Consider the following 17,351-nt stretch of genomic DNA (forward strand, 5'->3'; position numbering starts at 1 on the left):
CCCAACATGCCCCCAGGTGGACCCTGGCCTCCGATGCCTCCTGGCGGGCCAAATATGCCTCCAGGAGGACCCAACATGCCACCAGGTGGATGGCCTCCCGGTTGGCCACAAGTAGATGCTGAGGGGCAACAGTTGGATGAGCAGGCTATGTGGCCGGGTCGACCAGGAAGACCCGGTAGGCCAGGACGCCCTGGCAAACCTGGTGGTCCAGGCAATCCATGTGTTCCACCAGGTGGCCCTAATATTCCACCAGGTGATCCAAACGAGCCACCAGGAGGGCCTTGGCCGCCAATGCCTCCAGGCGGACCTGGTGGACCTGGCGGTCCAGGAACTCCCCCAGGAGGGCCCAATATGCCCCCAGGTGGACCCTGGCCAGGTGGACCGAATATGCCTCCCGGTGGGCCAAACATGCCTCCTCCTACAGGTCCATGGCCCCCAGGTTCTCCTGGAAGCGATTGGCCTGTGAATGGGCAAGCAGAGGAAAATGCTTCACAACAAACTGACGCTGAATAATTCATCTAGCGTGTTTTGAAGGAAAGAATGTCACCTTGGTAAGGGAGTACCAAGGTGACAAGTGCGTTGATTAAGCTGTGAGTAATTTCGTCAGATTTTTTGCTGATGAGGCAATTGCAGAAGGTTTTTTAGCTACAAAACCAGCCGCTAAATCGGTTAATGCTGAGGCTAATTGGATGATCTCACTCACGCGATTTAATGTGCGGATTTTTTCTTTGGCTTGCTGAATAATGCGATTGAGTTCGGCAATGGGCGTAGAGAGTGAGTCAATGGCTAAGTCTACAGCAACGGTTGTTGTAAATGTTGAAATACGCATTAATGTTTTAAAAGACTCATTTAAGCACTCATACTCAGAACGGGAAATGCAATTAAAATGTTCTTCTAAATAAGAATCGATCGCTTGGGCAGCGTCTAAAAAATCATCTGTTAGTGCGCGAGCTTGGTTTGCTGATATTGCCATTTTCTCTCTCCCTGATTTTTTAATATTAAATGTCTAACTTATTTTCGGATTTAATCAGTGATTGCTTTCACTTTAACGGTCTAATGCAAAATGACCTTAATGTGTTTACGCATTGTTCTAGCTAAACCATAAAGCGCTTTACTGAGTTCGACAATGTCGAGCTGGTCGCGGTTGTTATAGAGTTCTTGATGGCCCTTGGCGACATCATCCAGAATGTTTAAATAGGCATCAATGGCTTTCTGTCTTTTAAGATTTTCAGTTAAACGAAATTCCTTCCATTCTAATAGCGCGACTTTTGCTGCCTGGGAATATCGTTTTTGTTCTAATAAGCTATTGTAATAGCGATTTATGGATAATTTTTCTATGCGTAAATCTTGCCGAAAATCTTGGTCAATAATAGTGCGGAGTTCCCCCTTCATAATCTGCTGGAGAGGTCCATTTGCTTTGGTGATCACCTCTTCGATTTGTTGTGCTTGATAACCTCGTGCTGCGGCTTCAAGGAGTGTATTAACAATACCGCTAGCAGCTTGCTGAGTATTGGTAGATAAGTGTGTATCGAGCTTGCTTAATGACTGAACGTCATTTGTGTAGTTAATTGTACTATCCGCTGATAAAGTGACTAAGGAAGACATATAGTCAGCAATAACCGTTAGCAACTGTTGTAAAAGTTGAGCCTGTGCGGTTCGTTTTTCTATTTGATTTGCCCAGTGAGGACCAGGATCATAACGCTGAAGTCGCTGAGGGGTATCAGCATAGGTTGTGACAATTTCACTGTATTGAACGGCATTCAGTGATGTTTGAGACCACTCATGAACGGCTGTCAGGTTAATACAAGATACAAGTAATAAGCATGTACTGGTTATACAAAAGGTATGAAACCATCCTTGGATTCGATGCATGACAATCCCTATAAGCGTCTAAAAAAGATGAGAAATGTGATTAAAGAATAGCAACAGATACAGTTGTTGCTCGTTACGTTATTTTTATGGCGCTTTAATCAGCGATAGTTATCATCTATACCCTTCACGAATCATTTTTAGGGTTTGTTGTCAGCGTTCTTCACCCCAGTCACTTATTAATATAACCACCCAGCAGCGCTGTTATATCAATTAAAGTCGCTACCACAAGTTTCACAGTAGTAAACTTGCCCTGGGGTTTCATCACTTGACGGCCACCCCTAAAATCCCTTCATTATGGGTATATTTATAGCCACTCTAGGGCGGTCATTAAAGGTATTAACAGTTGTATTTTAAGGAAACGTACATAGACAGTTGTTATTCTTGTGAGAGCCACTCATGGTGAAGTAGACCATAAAGTTCTGTATCAGATATTTCACCATTAACCATCCAACGCTCCCGTAAAAAGCCTTCTTTGTTAAAACCAAGGCGTTGTAATACACGTTTTGAAGCATGATTGCGTGGATCGATATCGGCTTCGAGACGATGTAAATCGAGTGACGTAAAAGCAAAATGAATAAAGGCATTAAGGGCTTCTTGCATCAGCCCCCTGCCCCAATAGTCTCGCTTTAAAATGTAACCCAGCTCAGCTCGTCTGGAAGCCTGATGAATACTAAAGAGCGTACATGTACCAATGAGCTGTGCTGTATTTTGATACTCTAAACCAAGGCATAGCGCCTGCTGGGTTTGATAGTTAACCATACAACGTTCAATAAGTTCGTCAGCCTCTTGTATTTTTTTAATCGGTGGGCTGCTCCAATAACGCATGGTTTCCTGGTCAGAAAATATGGAAAAAAGTGCTTTGGCATCAATCTCCGTTAATGGGCGTAAAATTAATTGATGCGTATTGATTGTTATTGCTTTAAAGTGATGAGTCATAGCTTGCGCTTTCCTGTGCTGCTATTTGACATTGATGGTTAATAGGTCCTAAGTAGATGTTTGATAGCCTTAAACATTGAGTTTAAAATCTTTCATTTAGAATACAGTTGACGTTTAAGGATGTATACGTGCAAATATCGGTTTTTATAGCAACCAGTTTGGATGGCTTCATTGCGCGAAAAAATGGCGATATTGGTTGGTTGGAAAAAGCGGGAGATGGAGACAATACAACAGATTTTGGCTATGAGGATTTTATGTCTTCTGTTACCTGCTTAGTGATGGGGCGTAAAACCTTCGAAAAAGTATTATCATTTCCTGAATGGCCTTATGAAAAGAAGCGGGTTATCCTGCTGAGTCATACGCTATTATCCGTGCCTTCTGAGTTGGAGGGTAAAGTTGAGCTTTATTCGGGTGAGATTTCTGCGCTAGTGGATCGGTTAAAAGATGAAAGAGAACAACGGGTTTATATTGATGGCGGGGTAACCATTCAAGCTTTTTTACAGGCTGGACTGGTGGATGATATAACCATCACGCGTATTCCTGTGATTATTGGCGAGGGATTACCATTGTTTGCGCAAACTGGTCATGATGTTTCTCTGACTCACATAGCAACTCGGGCATATGATAATGGCTTCGTGCAGTCAACTTATCGATGCTAATGGTTTTACATAGTTGATGACGTCTTTTTTGAAACTCCTTAGTCCAAAGTCTGGGTAACACTCTTCGGACACGCCGTGAATCCTTCCCTGGAGGCCTCTGTTTGTCAAGAAAGGCCTGCCCATCCTTGCTGCAAACAGTTCGATGGGCGTTATTCAGTCTTTACTTGTCAATGGCCTTTATCGCAATACAACAAGTGTTCTAATAATGATTGAGGTTATTATTATTTGTGTTGAGCAAGGAGTTTATCCAGATTATTCGCGAACTGTTGACGATCACTTTGGCTCAGTGCAGGAGTGCCTCCCGTATCAATACCACTACTTCGTAAGGTATCCATAAAATCACGCATATTGAGTCGTACTTTAATATTGTCTTTGGTATAGAGTTCACCCCGAGGATTAAGGGCGATGCAGCCTTTATCAATCACTTCAGCCGCTAAAGGAATATCAGCTGTGATTACCAAATCACCCGCTGCTGTCCGTTTAACGATTTCATTATCGGCCACATCGAAACCAGACGTTACTTGCAGGAATTTAATAAAGGGTGATTTCGGTACACGCAGCGTCTGGTTTGCAACCAGAGTGACTGTTGTTGCAGTGCGCTCTGCGGCTCGAAACAATATTTCTTTAATCACAACAGGACAGGCGTCTGCGTCTACCCATATGTTCATAATCTTCAATGACCTTTTACTTGGCTATTTATGAGCAGCATATATCCATAATATAAGGAATATGTAAAGGCCTTTAGCCCTGCAAGGTTAAATCGATGAATAAAATCGCCAGTCCTGCAGCACAAAGCATGATGATTCGAATGCTTAAATTATAGAGGATGGGCTGTCCAGGAGTCATATAAAGTATAAAAGGTACACTGTAGCCAATCATGGCATTGGTCAGTGCAGCCGCATTATTGGGTTGACCAAAGGCATAGACTAGATAACTAACGATTAATAGATGACCCAGTAAAATAACTAAAAGCTGGTCTGTTTGCCCTAGTGTCATTAATACTAGTAAGCCTACCAGTACACAACCGGATAATTGACCTATCATCCGTTGGTTGTATTTGGCAACATCGCCTTTTTTAAGGGCCATTACTGCACCAATAATAGTAATAAATACGAAGACACTGTCTTTTATGTTAAAAATTAAATAGGTACCAAGTGCCAGGGATAAAATAATACCAATACAGATCATATTGCCTGTCAGTGGTGGAGATATGTCGTTTTCGGGAGGTTTTGGTGTTAGCCCTGGTGAAGGAAGTAGAAAAAAGATGGGGTACATCAATAGCACGGTAATAATAAATGACCAATAATAGTCAGCCAATAAGGTACGTGTTGAGATACCTGAAAACCCCAGTATTAAAAACAGTGACCAGCTAATTAATCCAAAAAACCAGGGCGTTTGATTATTATATTTAGCTGTGTCGTGGATCGCGTAGAAACATAACCAGGTAGAAATAAGCCAGACAATAAAAGGATGATTTGCCAATATATCGGTTAATAAACTGGCGATTAATGCTAATAGCAAACTTTTCCCTGTGAGTTGCCACACTAATTGAAATGATGCTTTCGGTAAATTGATATAAATAATGACAGGAAACAGTAACCAATACATTGGAAGTATCCAGTTACCTGTTAAGCCAATTGTGGCTCCGATTGTCATACCCACGATAATCCGTATGGGTCTGTGAAGCGCGGGATTAATTTTTTGGATCATTACAGCACCATGCGTGTCAATGATACACCATGCATCCAAATATGACTGAGCACAGACCAAATTCCTGAGTGTTGAGGGACTATCATGGCCGATGCCCGAGAGCCAACAATCAAATTCTTTGGAGTATGATTAAATTGAATTCGGACCCGTATACGTTGTTTAGGTCTGACCCAGTGCGTGTCATTTTGTACATCTGCGGCTGCTCCCAACGCTGCTTTTGCGGACGAGACGGCAGAATCAACACTACTGATATAGCCTTTTACTAAAGTGGTAGGGTTAGCATCAAATACAACCAGTGCCTGGCTTCCTGGTTTTAACTGATCGCCACCTTTTTCAAGAAAGTCTACCGCAAGCCACTGGTTTTGTTGGGCAATGAGCGTGAGCGCCGTTTGCCCAACATGTAAATAAGTTCCCTTCGTTAACGCTAGGTTAGTGATGGTGCCAGCACTTGTCGCGACAATTCTGGTACGGCTTACATTGTATTGAGCATGTTGTAGCTGGTTAAGTGCCAGCTTAAGCGCAGCATTTTCGCCATCACTCTGGATTTTTGCGCGAGCATTAATAACAGCATTATGGTTAATAACGACCTGTTGCTGGGCATGAACAAGTTCAGTCTCAGCCTGTTCCAATGCTTCTTTATTGATGAGACCTTTGCTAAAAAGTTGTCTAATACGCATGGTGTGTGCTTGTACCTGCTTTAAGTCCATCTGCACTTGTTTTTCCCGGGCTAATGCCTGTGTAATTGCGGCTTTTAGCCCTTGGTTTTGTTCAATAACCTGGGCGAGCTGAGCTTGTGCATATTCCAGGGCAAGCTGATAACGATCAACGTCAAGATCAAATAAACGATCCCCAGGCAAAACCTGATCCCCATTACGTACATAAATGGCTTTAACCTTACCCGATACTTCAGGAGCAATATCAATAAAACCTGCTTGGATAATACCTTGGGAAGAAAAAGGTGCATAAAAGTCAGCGGCTAACAGAAAACCACTGAGCAGTATCACAATAGCAAATAAACCAAACGAAAGGCGGGTGAGCGCCCGATTAGCCATAGGAACCTCATTAAAGATGTAAGAAGGAGATAGTTGAGTATCAAGATTGTTGCATGTGCAACATTATAACGATATATGTTGCACATGCAACGTTTTTTGTTAAGCTAGCGTTACACTGTAAATTTTCATATAAAATAAATGGTTTTTAGGGGGGGCGATATTGTGCGGTTTAGTGAGATTGATTTATTGGATGAGTCAATATTTTTTGCGGTAAGCAGCTTGCATTATGTTATGCGGCAAAAAATAACATGGGCTTTAGAACCATTAAATATTACGTCAGAAATGTTAGGATCCATGTTGATTATTGCTGACAAAGGGCCATTAACTACCAATCAGTTTTGCTGTTATCAAAGCCGTGGACGTTCAACCTCGAAACGCATTATTGATCGGCTTCAGCAACGTCAACTGATTGCACTTGATGACAATGATTGCGATAAACGCGTTAAAACTATCCGCTTACTGCCCGCGGGTGAAAAGTTACTCAAGGAAGGGTTACAAGCCATTCAGCAAGCACGGCAAGCATTAGAAAAAAAAGTCGGCAAGCAGCAGCTAACACAGTTTATGGCCAGTGTCAGAGAAATGTACGGGTTGTTGCAGGATGATCATGCGTAAATTAAGAGGCATGGCTTTCTTGTTTGGGAATCCAGCTATTACCAAACCGATGCCAAGGCCATAGGCCTGGTTTGGGCACATCTGCCTTGGTTAAGATGGCCTCCCCTTTTGCTTTTTCACCGAGTCTGAAATAGTAGCGATAAATCAGTTTGGCAAGCTGTGTTTTTTCATCAGCATAGGGTGGTTCCTGAAAAAGTGCGTTAAAGCGATGTAATGCCATGGGTAACCAGTTAGTGGGTAGTGGTTGTTTTACTTCGGCGGCACAACGCGCTGCATTCACTAAAAAATATTGTGTTTCATGGCCAATTTGGTGTTCAATAGTGTGATAAAAATAAGAAAAAAGCTGAGTAGGCTCGTAATGTAGAATAAAAAGATTATTCAAGGCTAAATCATGGAGAGGGTCTTTTTCCAAAACGTTTCTATAGGTAGCAATGGCAAGCCGAATGTCGCCTTTAGTATGATGGGCTCGGCCAATATGCACAAGTGCATCAACCCAGCCAGTCATATCATAGGCTTGATTCAGATGTTGAAATGCTGCTGTGGAATGACCTTGATCAGTATAAATACGGCCTAATAATAAGTGATATTCAGGTTCATCAGGTTGTTGTGTTAATAGTGATTGGGTTAATTGTGTTGCTTCATCGTATTTATTTTGATTTATTAACCAATAAACTAGTGTGCGTTTAAAGTAATCATAATGGCTAAAATAGTTATTGCAAAAATACAATAAATCCAGTCTTTTTTGTAATTCGTTATGTTCGATAAATACATGCTCTAAATAACGCGCGCAACGATAAGCGGCATCTTCAGATTGTTGTTTTAACCATTCAAACAGTGTTTGATTGTTATCGTGTTGATGATATGTGTACCAGCTTGAAAGAATGTTATTGGTTATAATCTGTTGTTTGATACACTGTTCTATATAAGAATAACGCTGTGTACTATTTGTTTTTTCTAGCACATGGAGTTTGGCATTAATGAACCACTCATCTTCAGGCTCATATTCCAACGCTTTATCGATTGTTGACAGTGCTTCATCGTATTTCTCCAATCCTATGAAACAGCGTACTTCTGAGACCATTACATGGCGAGTCAGTCCTTGCCGCTGTTCAATAGTTGCCAACTGGTCAGCAGCTTGCTGAAAGTGGTCATCCATTAAATACAGACGTGCAGCAATCGCAGCTTTGGCAGCACTGGATAAATAAACCGTATAATCATCTAATTGCTGTAATGCCATTTGGGTATTATTGTTATTGGCAAGGTAACGCAGAACTTGCTCAATATAATTAAAGTTATAGGGGGATAAGTCTAATAGTTTTTGGGCGCAGTGAGCGGCTTTCTCATAAAGCTGGTTATCATGATAAACCTCAAGCATACGGCTAATCGCTCCAGGTGAAAGTGGTGCTATTTCTATGCTTTTTGCATACCACTGCATGGCTGATTGTAATTCGCCTTTTTTATCCAGTATTTGCGCTAAACGGTAATAAGCACCCGCATAACCAGGCATTTGTTGGATAATGGTTTGATACATTTGCTCGGCATCATTTAAATAACCCGCACACTCTTTATAGAAAGCAATATCAAATGCGATGTCATAACGCCATTGATTGTCTTTCAATGCTGTTTTTTGCCACTCATATAATAAGTAATATGCTTGTCGGCTCAGACTTCCTCTTTCCAATGCTTGGTTAAAGCACAGCAGTGAAAACGGTTTATGACCCGGTAAATCTTCAGGTAGACATTCTTTTAATGCGGTAATCTGATCATTGGTTGAGCATTGTCGATGTCGTTGGTCGATAATGCCAAAATAAATGGCATAAAAATAACAGGCTTCAATCCAAGACAATTGTTTTATAAATGCGTTGTCTTTGGTTAAAGCGATTAAATCCTGATAATTTGTGTCAGAAAAGGGTTTTTGTTGATACCAGGCCACTTTTAGTGTTTGCCATTGCGTGGTGGGTGTTACTTCGGCTGTTTCCTGTTGATCGTGATTGTCAGGTATTGACTCTGTTTCACTGTCTTTTTCTTGTTCAAATGGACGTAATGGAATCTCTGCGGGTAACAGATTTCGGCCCTGGTTTAATAAGGTTTTCGCTAGATCACTACGATCCTGTTGTAAGTACCAGTCAGCGAGTTTTTCATAGTTCCAGGGTAATAATGGTCGGGCCTTAATACAGTCCTTAAGGGTGGCTTCGTAAGCCAAACCACTACTCCCCTCCCCTAATAGATAAGCATACTCCTCCTGTAGTTCATAGATACTGGGACAGGCTTTAATCTGTTCCTGTAGCTGCTGACAGCGGGTTTGATAGGATTCTGCATAGGGACGGATCAGTCGGAGTTTACGTTTAATACTGGTTGATTTAGGTGATAAATCGATGGCCATATTGGCACTGTTCAAGGCATCGTCCATTAGACCTAATTCATACTCGGCTTCTGCTTTATACATCCATAAGTGTTCAGCGGAGGGGGATTTTACCAAGAGCTGTTTAACGCGGGAAAAAACCTCTGACCACTGTTGTTTTGCTCTAGCTACGATTAATTCCAGGTAGTGAGCGAAGCCTGTGGGAATATCATCTTGTTGTTGGCGGTAGTTATTTACCCATTGCTCAAGAAACTCAGTATCACCGCAGTTTAGTATGGCTTTTAAGCGAATAACATCATGTTGCTGTTGATCATCAGCATAGTGTTTCATGCGTTCAGCAAACTGCTGTGGTGATAGGTTAATACCATAGGCATATATATCCCTCAAGTAGGCACAAGGGCTATCATCACTGATTTTTTGATACGTCAGTTTGGCCTGATCAGTGGCATTTTCAGCTGCATATTTACTTAAGGCGATTAACTGTTGGGCATCTTCATGATAAGGATAGCCTGGCAGCACGGGTTGACTCTGGTGAGTGATCGCAATGAGATAATTGCCCGAGGCCTGATAGGCATCTGCTAAGTAATCTTCATCAACAAATTTGGGGCTGAGGGATTCAGGGTCACGAATATAAAAGCCCTGTAATGCTTCATCATAACCAATAATGACTTCAACATGCGCCATAAATAAGGTGAGTAAATGTCCGATCAGGGGGATACCCTGGTTTAGCAGTAGTTTGATGGCGGTTGGTGTATTCTGTACGTAGTGAACGGTAAAGTCATTATTTTCCAGGTAGCCTTGCATACGCCACAGCTCAGTGCCTTCATGTCCCTGCATGTGTTGATAAAGTTGTCGTGGGTCGAGGGTTATGCCTTGAGCATGAGCACACATCGTAATGGAAGTTGGTACACACATGGACGGTTCCTGACACATAACAGGAACGGAAATGAGCACTTTTTGGACATCAGCTGGTGCATCTTTAAGCCGTTGATAAAAAGAAGGATATGCTTCCTGAGCTAACTTAAGTGCTTCATCTTTTTGATTATGTAGCCATAACAAATTAACTTGAATTTGTTCAATCTGACGTAAATCTGCATTAGGCCAACGACTTTTTAGCTCAGTCAAACAATGAATTGATTGGGTTAGATCGCCAATAAAATAATAAAACTGCGCTTTGTAGTGTAAAAACATTAAATCATTAAAGTTTTTGGCGGTGGCCTGTTGTAATACTGTACTGGCCTGTGTGAGTTGGCCTCGTGCCAGCAGGTTGGAAATCAGTAGACAGTAGCCGTCTGCTCGCTGAGGGTAGCTCTTGACCGCCTGTTGACTACAGGTAATGGCGGCATCCCAATCCCGTAAATAACCATAAGCAATAGCCAGGTGACGCCAGGCTAAATAATGTTTAGTTGGTAGTTGTGTTTTTAGACGAGCGATTTGTTCATAGGTTGATCTTATAAGTCCCATTCTTGCGGTAATACGGACGACAACCGCTTGTTGCAAGGTTCGTTCATAGGGCGTTAAACACAAATGGCTCATAGCTTCTGCATGGGCCAAGGTATCACGAATATTTTCCCGTTGCGCCCGAATACCCAGCCAGCGTAATTGAATGCCTGCGTGGTCTGGAAAATGCCTGGCAGCAATTTTAATAAGGGCATTTCCCGTATTGCTTTTTCCTGCTGCTGTTAAGACATCGTCCCAAAATAAAGCATCAGCAGGTTGTCTGACTAATTGCTCTTTATCATGACGGTGTTGGTTGAATGCTTGATAAGCCCGAAAACAGTCGCCTTTGGCAAAAATAAGATAGTTTTTTCTCACTTGACGTGAAAGAAGACCATAAAGTGGGTGGTGGCGATGAAATAACATCAATGAGACTACCTAAAAACGGAATAACGTAATAAAACTGACTGATTAATCAAATATTAAAGCTGATTTAGAGAATAAAACCAAATTATTTCAGTCACTTAACACTTAATTTGAAAATAATTTGTTCACTTAAGTTTTCCTTAAGTTTAGCTAAGTACGCTTTTTTGTATCCATAAGGTTGGTGAGAGAAAAGTGTATGCAGTCAATAGAAAAACAGCAGTCTTCCCAGTGGATATGGTCATTAACCACGGTTCATCCACTCAGAAATGAGGTTGAGCAGTTCATTCAAGGGGGATATTGGCATTATTTTAATGCCTCTGAAATTTCTTTTTTACCCGAATTAACCAGTTTATGGGTTAATGGTCAATTAAAGGCAGCAGCGGGTTATTGTTATGCTGCACAACGAACACTGTTTTTAGAACATTATTTGAATAAACCTATTGAATCCCTGTTGGCCCTTCGTTGGCAGCAGGATATTGTACGAGAGGACATTCTGGAAATTGGTAATTTATTTGCCTCGTTCAGTGGTGGATTAAGAACCCTTGTTATCTTTTTTTTAAGACTGTGCCAAGCCCAACAGACTCCGTATGTTGTCTTTACTGCGACTAAACAACTGGCGGGCTCATTTCAACGGCTGGGGGTGCCACTTTATGCCCTTGGTAAAGCATCTGCCGCAGCATTAGGTGATCAGCAACAACACTGGGGACGCTATTACGAGCATCAACCTCAGGTCGTTGCATTGCGTGTCAGTGATGTGGCTGTAGTGCTGCCTAAGCTTCAACAAGGACTTCGTTTTGCTCAAGATGTGGAGATCCTCTGATGCGCCAGCCGTTATGGCAACGATTACACCATTGGCAGCAAACAAAGCCTGCTTTGTTGGCACTTGAAGATGACAACATGCAGGTTACATGGGCGCAGCTACCCAGTTTGATCAAGACGATAGCGGATGCCTTTGCGCTTTGTGGAGGACAAGCTGTTGGCTTACAGCTAGAAAATGGCTGTCCCTGGGTGGTTGTGGATTTGGCACTGCTAAGCAGGGGGAACCCTGTTATCCCCCTGCCCTCATTTTTTAGCCAGGCACAAACCTCACATGTTTTAAATGATGCTGGTCTGCAGTGGTTAGTGGTTGATCAACTACCTCATTGGCTACGACCTGAACGTATACAGCAGCAATGGCCACTGCCGCTGGGACTTTCGTTGATTCAGCTAGTGCCAACAAATAGTGACACACTTACTAGACAGTCTTCCAGACTGAGACGAGGTGTAGCAAAAGTCACTTATACCTCAGGTACGACAGGTCAGCCAAAGGGGGTCATGTTAAGTGCCACCCATCAGCTACGTGTCGCACGTGCACTGGCTGAGCGATTGGCTCCACTTGGCTTGCAACGCCACGGATGCTGTCTACCGCTGGCTGTACTACTGGAAAACGTAGCAGGTGTCTATACCGCTTTATGGCAAGGTGCCACTGTCATATTACCTGCATTATCCAGCCAAGGTTGGCAACAAAGTCGGTTAATGGACTGGACTCAATATTTAGAGACTTGGGTTCGTTTTCAACCTGATTCGTTGATTTGGTTGCCTGCGATGTTGCGACATATTGTGCAACAGCAAAATCTCTCTTCACGCAAAGACAAACTAACGGAATGTGTTCGGTTCATTGCGGTGGGTGGCGGCAAAGTAACCTGCACGTTATTACACCAAGCCCAACACCAAGGACTGCCTGTCTATGAGGGATATGGCTTGTCGGAGTGTGCATCAGTGGTCGCACTTAATACGCCATTTGATAATGTGCCAGGAAGTGTTGGTCAGCTACTACCGCATTTGCAGGCACATTGCAGTGCACAGGGTGAATTGGTATTACAAGGTAATACGTTTTTAGGGTATTTAGGCCAACCTCGGTCAGCCAAACGAGTTGTGTGTACTGGCGATTTAGTACGACTTTCTCAATCAAACAGGCTTACGGTGAATGGTCGCTGTAAAAACACCATCGTGACCAGCTATGGGCGTAATATTAATCCTGAATGGGTTGAAGCTGAGGCTGAAGCATATCCTGCCCTGCAACAGTTCGTGCTACTTGGTAATGAGCACATGGATCTGACGGCATTGATTTTTTCGACCGCTTTTGAAGGCCATATTCTCCAATCATTAGCATCACTTAATAAGTCACTACCTGATTATGCCCAAGTAGGTCGTTGGCTTCGCTTAGCTGAGCCAATGACAGTCGATAATGGCCTGTTAACCAGTAATGGACGCTTGCGGCGCCAGGTCATTCAAGAACGGTTTCAGACTGACAAATTGATGGGTTTACCAAGACTCGCTAACTTAACTTAAGAGGGTTTTTGATAATGGGATTTTATAATCAGTTACAAGAGGCTACTGCGGTTGTCCGTCAGCAAATGCTTGATGCACCTGTCTTTACAGCAGTACCTGCGGGTAAAGTGTTACTGTCAACGTATACAACATTTCTAACCCAAGCCTATCATCATGTTAAACATACTGTTCCTCTTCTAATGGCCTGCGGAGCACAGCTAGGTCCTCGTTTTCCTGAATTGCAGCAAGCGATTGCCGAGTACATTACTGAGGAAATGGGCCACCAGGAATGGATTCTAGCGGATTTGGCCGCTTGTGGGGTTGATGCAGAGGAAGTGCGGCATGGACAGCCTGAGGCACCTATTGAACTCATGGTGGCCTTTTTATATGACGCTATCCATCGTGGTAATCCATTAAGTTTATTTGGCATGGTTCAAGTATTGGAAGGCACCAGTATTAATCAGGCTCATCGGATGGCGGATGCATTTCAGACAACCCTGAACTTACCTGACCAGGCCTTTAGCTATCTACGTTCACATGGCTCGCTTGATGTAGAGCATTGGCAGTTTTTTACCAATTTGATGAATGGTATCACTGAGCCAGAGGATCAGCAGACCATTATTCATAGTGCAAAACGAGTCTATCAGCTTTATGGTCAAATGTTGCACACGTTACCTCTACCAGAGGATGTGGCTGGTTTTGGTAATACTTTTGCCTTAGCAGGATAGGAGGTGCTGTGATGCAAGATAAACATTATCAAGGGAAACTCATTGTTTTAATGGGCGCGACGGGGGGAATTGGCCAAGCTTTAGCAAAACGTTTGGCTGAGTCGGGAGCAACATTGTTACTTGTTGCTCGTAATGTCCAGCGACTAGCGCTGCTTCAGCGTACTTTACCTGGACAGCACCATTGTTGTGCTACAGATCTTACTTCGGCTGAAGGTCGGGCGAAAATTTTCAGTATGATTCCCCCTCGCCAACCCCTGGACAGTGTTATTTTTACGGCAGGGGTTAATGAATTTCGCTGGCTAGAAGAACAATCACCAGACACGGTGAGCCAGCTAATGATGACTAACTTAACCTCGGTGATTTTACTAACACAACTCATATTACCTGCGGTTAAAGCCCATAAAGCTCAACTGGTCTATATTGGTTCAACTTACGGTGTTATTGGCTATCCTGGGTTTTCGACCTATTGCGCGTCAAAGTTTGGATTGCGAGGGTTTGCGCAAGCGCTTGGGCGAGAGCTTGGTAATGAAGGTGTTGTTGTTAAGTATGTAGCACCTCGCGCAACGGATACATCATTGAATGATGCGGCTATACGGCAACTTCTTCAGCAAACAGGAAGTCATTTAGACTCACCTGAGACTGTTGCACAGCAGGTTATGCTGGCATTGCGTGCAAAGCGCAATGAATGGTTTATTGGCTGGCCTGAAAAGTTGTTTGTTTGGCTTAACCAGCTTTTTCCTAGTCTTGTGAGCCGGGCTATACGTAAACAGTGGTCAACCATTCGTCATTGTGCAGAAACTCCGCGGGTTGTTTAGTGAGATAGGAGGAGTGTAAGTAATATACACTTCAGTTATCAGGTTTCACACAGTTAAGGATTTCAAGCATGCGAGTATTACTCGTGGAAGATGATAGTATGCTCGCGGATGGCCTGTGCGATGCACTACAACTGTCGGGGTATACTGTTGACTGGTTGGCGCAGGGACAGCCAGTACTGAGTAGTTTACGTCATCAGGCATTTGCCGGGGTGGTGTTGGATTTAGGTTTGCCTGATATGGATGGTATACACGTTATTAAACAAATACGTCAGGCGAAAATTGATTTACCTATTTTAATTCTGACCGCTCGGGATGAGATTGATGATCGTGTTCATGGGTTAGATGCAGGGGCTGATGATTATCTGGTTAAACCCTTTGATGTAGAAGAGTTAAAGGCGCGGTTACGTGCATTACTACGGCGATCACAAGGACGGCAGGATAATACCATCGTTTTGGGTGATATCGCATTACATCCTGAAAAACACCAAGTCTATTATCAGGCGCAAGAGATAAAGCTGAGTCGGCATGAATTTAAGTTACTGATGATTTTATTAGGACGTCCAGGCAAGGTCTTTACTAAGGAAATCTTACAAGAGTTGGTATATGGCTGGGATAATCCACCAGAGAGTAATTCAATAGAAGTCCATATTCACCATTTAAGAAAAAAGTTTTATACCTCGCTGATTAAAACAATTCGTGGAGTGGGTTATTGTGTTGAAAAAGTACCTGCCTGAACCCTCTATTCGTCTTTTTTTATTTTCTGGGGTGTTAGGGTTAGTGCTTTTCAGTACGTTGATTAGTTTAATCATTTCTTACCGTAATTCACATCATGAAATTGAAGAGTTATTTGATGCGCAACTTGCTGAGCAAGCGCGGATTTTATTGCCTGTGGTAGAACACTTTTACGCACAGCAACAGGCGCTAAGCTCAGAGACTTCAGGAAATAATAAACCTGCTGCAGAGACATTGCCTTTCATTAATAAGGCTTTTGGCGAAACGAGTCACCGTATTGTAAATGAGCCTATTGGGCATCGGTATGAAAAAAAAATAGCGTTTCAATTTTTAACAAATCAAGGGGGATTACTATTACATTCTGCCAGTGCACCTGAACAGCCTTTTCTTGAGCCTCAATCGGGCTATATTAATGTGCATTACCAGAAGCACCAATGGCGTTGTTTTTTACTGCAAAATCCACAAACGCAGCGTTGGTTATTAGTGGCTGAGCGTGATGATGTGCGTGGTGAGCTCATAGAGGAGATTGTTGAGCAAGGGATAACACCAATGGTTTTGCTTATCCCCTTGTTGTGTTTTTTATTGTGGCAGGTTCTACATCGTGGTTTAGCCCCCCTTCAACACTTGGCAGAAGTAATCGCCAGTCGTAGTCCTAATAATCTTGAACCAGTACAGGGCATTCTACGGCGGCGGGAAATTCAGCCTATTATTCTTGCATTAAATCAGCTTTTTCAGCGATTACAACAAGCGCTTGATCGTGAAAAACAATTTACTTCAGAGGCCGCGCATGAGTTAAGAACGCCTTTAGCGGTTTTGGGGTTGTATGCCCAAAATGCGTTGCAGGCAAAAGATACTAACACTCGTGAAAATGCATTACATAAACTCATTTTGGGTATTGATCGTTGTAGTCGATTAGTTCAGCAGTTACTGACGCAGGCTCGGGTGGATAATGTACAACAGCTGACGTTTGAAGCGGTTTCGTTGAATAAATTAATTCGGGAAACCATTGCTGAACGTATGCCATTGGCGCTGGCAAAGCAACAGCAGGTCGTTTTTAACGATCATCATCAGTCTGTTATGATCAAAGGCCAATCGACATGGCTCAGTATTTTGGTGAGTAATTTATTAGACAATGCAATTCACTACTCCCCTGTTGCGACTGATATTGGTGTTGAACTGGTGGCGTTGAATGAAACTATTGTATTGAAGGTTCAGGATTCTGGTCCAGGTGTCACTGAAGAAGATCTAGAGAAACTAACCACACGTTTTTATCGTGGGAATGCTTCTGGTGCATCTGGCGCTGGGTTAGGCCTTGCTATTGTAGAGCGGGTTGTAGCATTACATCATGGTTATTTACATTTTAAAAATAGAAATGATGGCTGTTCAGGTTTAATAGTATGTGTTCAATTGCCAAGCGATCAAAATAAATAGTAAGTTTACGATTTAGTGTAAATGCTTATCTTTAGAGGGCCATTGATAATAAAAATGGGAGAATACCCTAATATAACAGTAGATATAGTAGAGATTCTCCATTCTTAATTGCTTATAAATTTACAGTATCATGCGTCTCTTTTTCAGTGTTCAACGTGCATTTGCGGAACTGAATACCATATTGATGTGATAGCTTACCATCTATGGTATCTGTGGTGATTAAACCACGTGCATTTGAATTACCACCATCATTGACTCTTAATTCGGTA

The 17,351-nt window shown here is 42.7% G+C and carries 16 protein-coding genes; 9 read left to right on the forward strand and 7 right to left on the reverse strand.

What is annotated here, in order from left to right:
- Window positions 1-513: hypothetical protein (locus KCG35_RS21055; RefSeq protein ID WP_215821836.1), on the forward strand; the 513-nt coding region annotated here is incomplete at its 5' end.
- A gap of 70 nt (window positions 514-583) precedes the next feature.
- Here KCG35_RS21055 and KCG35_RS21060 read toward each other — a convergent pair.
- The 3 genes from KCG35_RS21060 to KCG35_RS21070 all read right to left on the reverse strand — a co-directional run bounded on the left by KCG35_RS21060 (window position 584) and on the right by KCG35_RS21070 (window position 2,808).
- A complete protein-coding gene (locus tag KCG35_RS21060; RefSeq protein ID WP_215821837.1) occupies window positions 584-973 on the reverse strand; it encodes a hypothetical protein in 390 nt (129 codons plus the stop codon).
- An 80-nt stretch (window positions 974-1,053) separates the two neighbouring features.
- A complete protein-coding gene (locus KCG35_RS21065; RefSeq protein WP_215821838.1) occupies window positions 1,054-1,872 on the reverse strand; it encodes a hypothetical protein in 819 nt (272 codons plus the stop codon).
- A 375-nt stretch (window positions 1,873-2,247) separates the two neighbouring features.
- The gene (locus KCG35_RS21070) at window positions 2,248-2,808 is read right to left on the reverse strand and encodes a GNAT family N-acetyltransferase (protein WP_215821839.1); all 561 of its coding nucleotides are present in this window, start codon (window positions 2,806-2,808) and stop codon (window positions 2,248-2,250) included.
- Between the two features lie 128 nt (window positions 2,809-2,936).
- Between KCG35_RS21070 and KCG35_RS21075 the strand changes: the two genes are divergently transcribed.
- On the forward strand, window positions 2,937-3,467 hold the full coding sequence (locus KCG35_RS21075) for a dihydrofolate reductase family protein (protein WP_215821840.1): 531 nt from the start codon (window positions 2,937-2,939) through the stop codon (window positions 3,465-3,467).
- Between the two features lie 221 nt (window positions 3,468-3,688).
- Here KCG35_RS21075 and KCG35_RS21080 read toward each other — a convergent pair whose 3' ends face one another.
- The 3 genes from KCG35_RS21080 to KCG35_RS21090 form a co-directional block, all read right to left on the reverse strand.
- Window positions 3,689-4,135 (reverse strand): YaiI/YqxD family protein, encoded by a 447-nt coding sequence (locus KCG35_RS21080; RefSeq protein ID WP_215821841.1) that lies wholly within the window; start codon window positions 4,133-4,135, stop codon window positions 3,689-3,691.
- Between the two features lie 73 nt (window positions 4,136-4,208).
- Window positions 4,209-5,177 carry a DUF2955 domain-containing protein gene (locus KCG35_RS21085; protein WP_215821842.1) on the reverse strand — a complete coding sequence of 323 codons (969 nt, stop codon included), beginning with the start codon at window positions 5,175-5,177 and terminating at the stop codon, window positions 4,209-4,211.
- Complete coding sequence (locus tag KCG35_RS21090; RefSeq protein ID WP_215821843.1) at window positions 5,177-6,229, reverse strand: HlyD family secretion protein; 1,053 nt, start codon at window positions 6,227-6,229, stop codon at window positions 5,177-5,179. The genes KCG35_RS21085 and KCG35_RS21090 overlap by 1 nt, the downstream gene beginning before the upstream one ends.
- Before the next feature lie 162 nt (window positions 6,230-6,391).
- On the opposite strand from KCG35_RS21090, the gene KCG35_RS21095 reads away from it, so the two are divergent.
- A complete protein-coding gene (locus tag KCG35_RS21095; protein ID WP_215821844.1) occupies window positions 6,392-6,841 on the forward strand; it encodes a MarR family winged helix-turn-helix transcriptional regulator in 450 nt (149 codons plus the stop codon).
- Window position 6,842: 1 nt separating this feature from the next.
- Here the strand turns inward: KCG35_RS21095 and KCG35_RS21100 are convergent, their stop codons facing one another.
- A complete protein-coding gene (locus KCG35_RS21100) occupies window positions 6,843-11,066 on the reverse strand; it encodes a tetratricopeptide repeat protein (protein WP_215821845.1) in 4,224 nt (1,407 codons plus the stop codon).
- A 196-nt stretch (window positions 11,067-11,262) separates the two neighbouring features.
- Between KCG35_RS21100 and KCG35_RS21105 the strand changes: the two genes are divergently transcribed.
- The 6 genes from KCG35_RS21105 to KCG35_RS21130 all read left to right on the forward strand — a co-directional run bounded on the left by KCG35_RS21105 (window position 11,263) and on the right by KCG35_RS21130 (window position 17,082).
- The gene (locus tag KCG35_RS21105; RefSeq protein ID WP_215821846.1) at window positions 11,263-11,886 is read left to right on the forward strand and encodes a thermostable hemolysin; all 624 of its coding nucleotides are present in this window, start codon (window positions 11,263-11,265) and stop codon (window positions 11,884-11,886) included.
- Window positions 11,886-13,397 carry an AMP-binding protein gene (locus tag KCG35_RS21110; RefSeq protein ID WP_215821847.1) on the forward strand — a complete coding sequence of 504 codons (1,512 nt, stop codon included), beginning with the start codon at window positions 11,886-11,888 and terminating at the stop codon, window positions 13,395-13,397. Before KCG35_RS21105 ends, KCG35_RS21110 begins: the two co-directional genes overlap by 1 nt.
- A gap of 14 nt (window positions 13,398-13,411) precedes the next feature.
- Complete coding sequence (locus KCG35_RS21115; RefSeq protein WP_215821848.1) at window positions 13,412-14,104, forward strand: iron-containing redox enzyme family protein; 693 nt, start codon at window positions 13,412-13,414, stop codon at window positions 14,102-14,104.
- Window positions 14,105-14,115: 11 nt separating this feature from the next.
- Entirely contained in the window at window positions 14,116-14,919 is an 804-nt protein-coding gene (locus KCG35_RS21120) for an SDR family oxidoreductase (RefSeq protein WP_230409306.1), read from the forward strand.
- A 68-nt stretch (window positions 14,920-14,987) separates the two neighbouring features.
- On the forward strand, window positions 14,988-15,653 hold the full coding sequence (locus KCG35_RS21125) for a response regulator (RefSeq protein ID WP_215821850.1): 666 nt from the start codon (window positions 14,988-14,990) through the stop codon (window positions 15,651-15,653).
- Window positions 15,631-17,082, forward strand: a complete 1,452-nt coding sequence (locus KCG35_RS21130) for an ATP-binding protein (protein ID WP_215821851.1) — start codon at window positions 15,631-15,633, stop codon at window positions 17,080-17,082. Before KCG35_RS21125 ends, KCG35_RS21130 begins: the two co-directional genes overlap by 23 nt.
- Window positions 17,083-17,351 lie beyond the last annotated feature (269 nt).

Source organism: Zooshikella harenae (genome assembly GCF_018837975.1).
GTDB lineage: Bacteria > Pseudomonadota > Gammaproteobacteria > Pseudomonadales > Zooshikellaceae > Zooshikella > Zooshikella harenae.

Coding starts and splice junctions, on each gene's coding strand:
- KCG35_RS21060 (WP_215821837.1), bottom strand. CDS start 973: ATGGCAATATCAGCAAACCAAGCTCGCGCACTAACAGATGATTTTTTA.
- KCG35_RS21065 (WP_215821838.1), bottom strand. CDS start 1,872: ATGCATCGAATCCAAGGATGGTTTCATACCTTTTGTATAACCAGTACA.
- KCG35_RS21070 (WP_215821839.1), bottom strand. CDS start 2,808: ATGACTCATCACTTTAAAGCAATAACAATCAATACGCATCAATTAATT.
- KCG35_RS21080 (WP_215821841.1), bottom strand. CDS start 4,135: ATGAACATATGGGTAGACGCAGACGCCTGTCCTGTTGTGATTAAAGAA.
- KCG35_RS21085 (WP_215821842.1), bottom strand. CDS start 5,177: ATGATCCAAAAAATTAATCCCGCGCTTCACAGACCCATACGGATTATC.
- KCG35_RS21090 (WP_215821843.1), bottom strand. CDS start 6,229: ATGGCTAATCGGGCGCTCACCCGCCTTTCGTTTGGTTTATTTGCTATT.
- KCG35_RS21100 (WP_215821845.1), bottom strand. CDS start 11,066: ATGTTATTTCATCGCCACCACCCACTTTATGGTCTTCTTTCACGTCAA.
- KCG35_RS21105 (WP_215821846.1), top strand. CDS start 11,263: ATGCAGTCAATAGAAAAACAGCAGTCTTCCCAGTGGATATGGTCATTA.
- KCG35_RS21110 (WP_215821847.1), top strand. CDS start 11,886: ATGCGCCAGCCGTTATGGCAACGATTACACCATTGGCAGCAAACAAAG.
- KCG35_RS21115 (WP_215821848.1), top strand. CDS start 13,412: ATGGGATTTTATAATCAGTTACAAGAGGCTACTGCGGTTGTCCGTCAG.
- KCG35_RS21120 (WP_230409306.1), top strand. CDS start 14,116: ATGCAAGATAAACATTATCAAGGGAAACTCATTGTTTTAATGGGCGCG.
- KCG35_RS21125 (WP_215821850.1), top strand. CDS start 14,988: ATGCGAGTATTACTCGTGGAAGATGATAGTATGCTCGCGGATGGCCTG.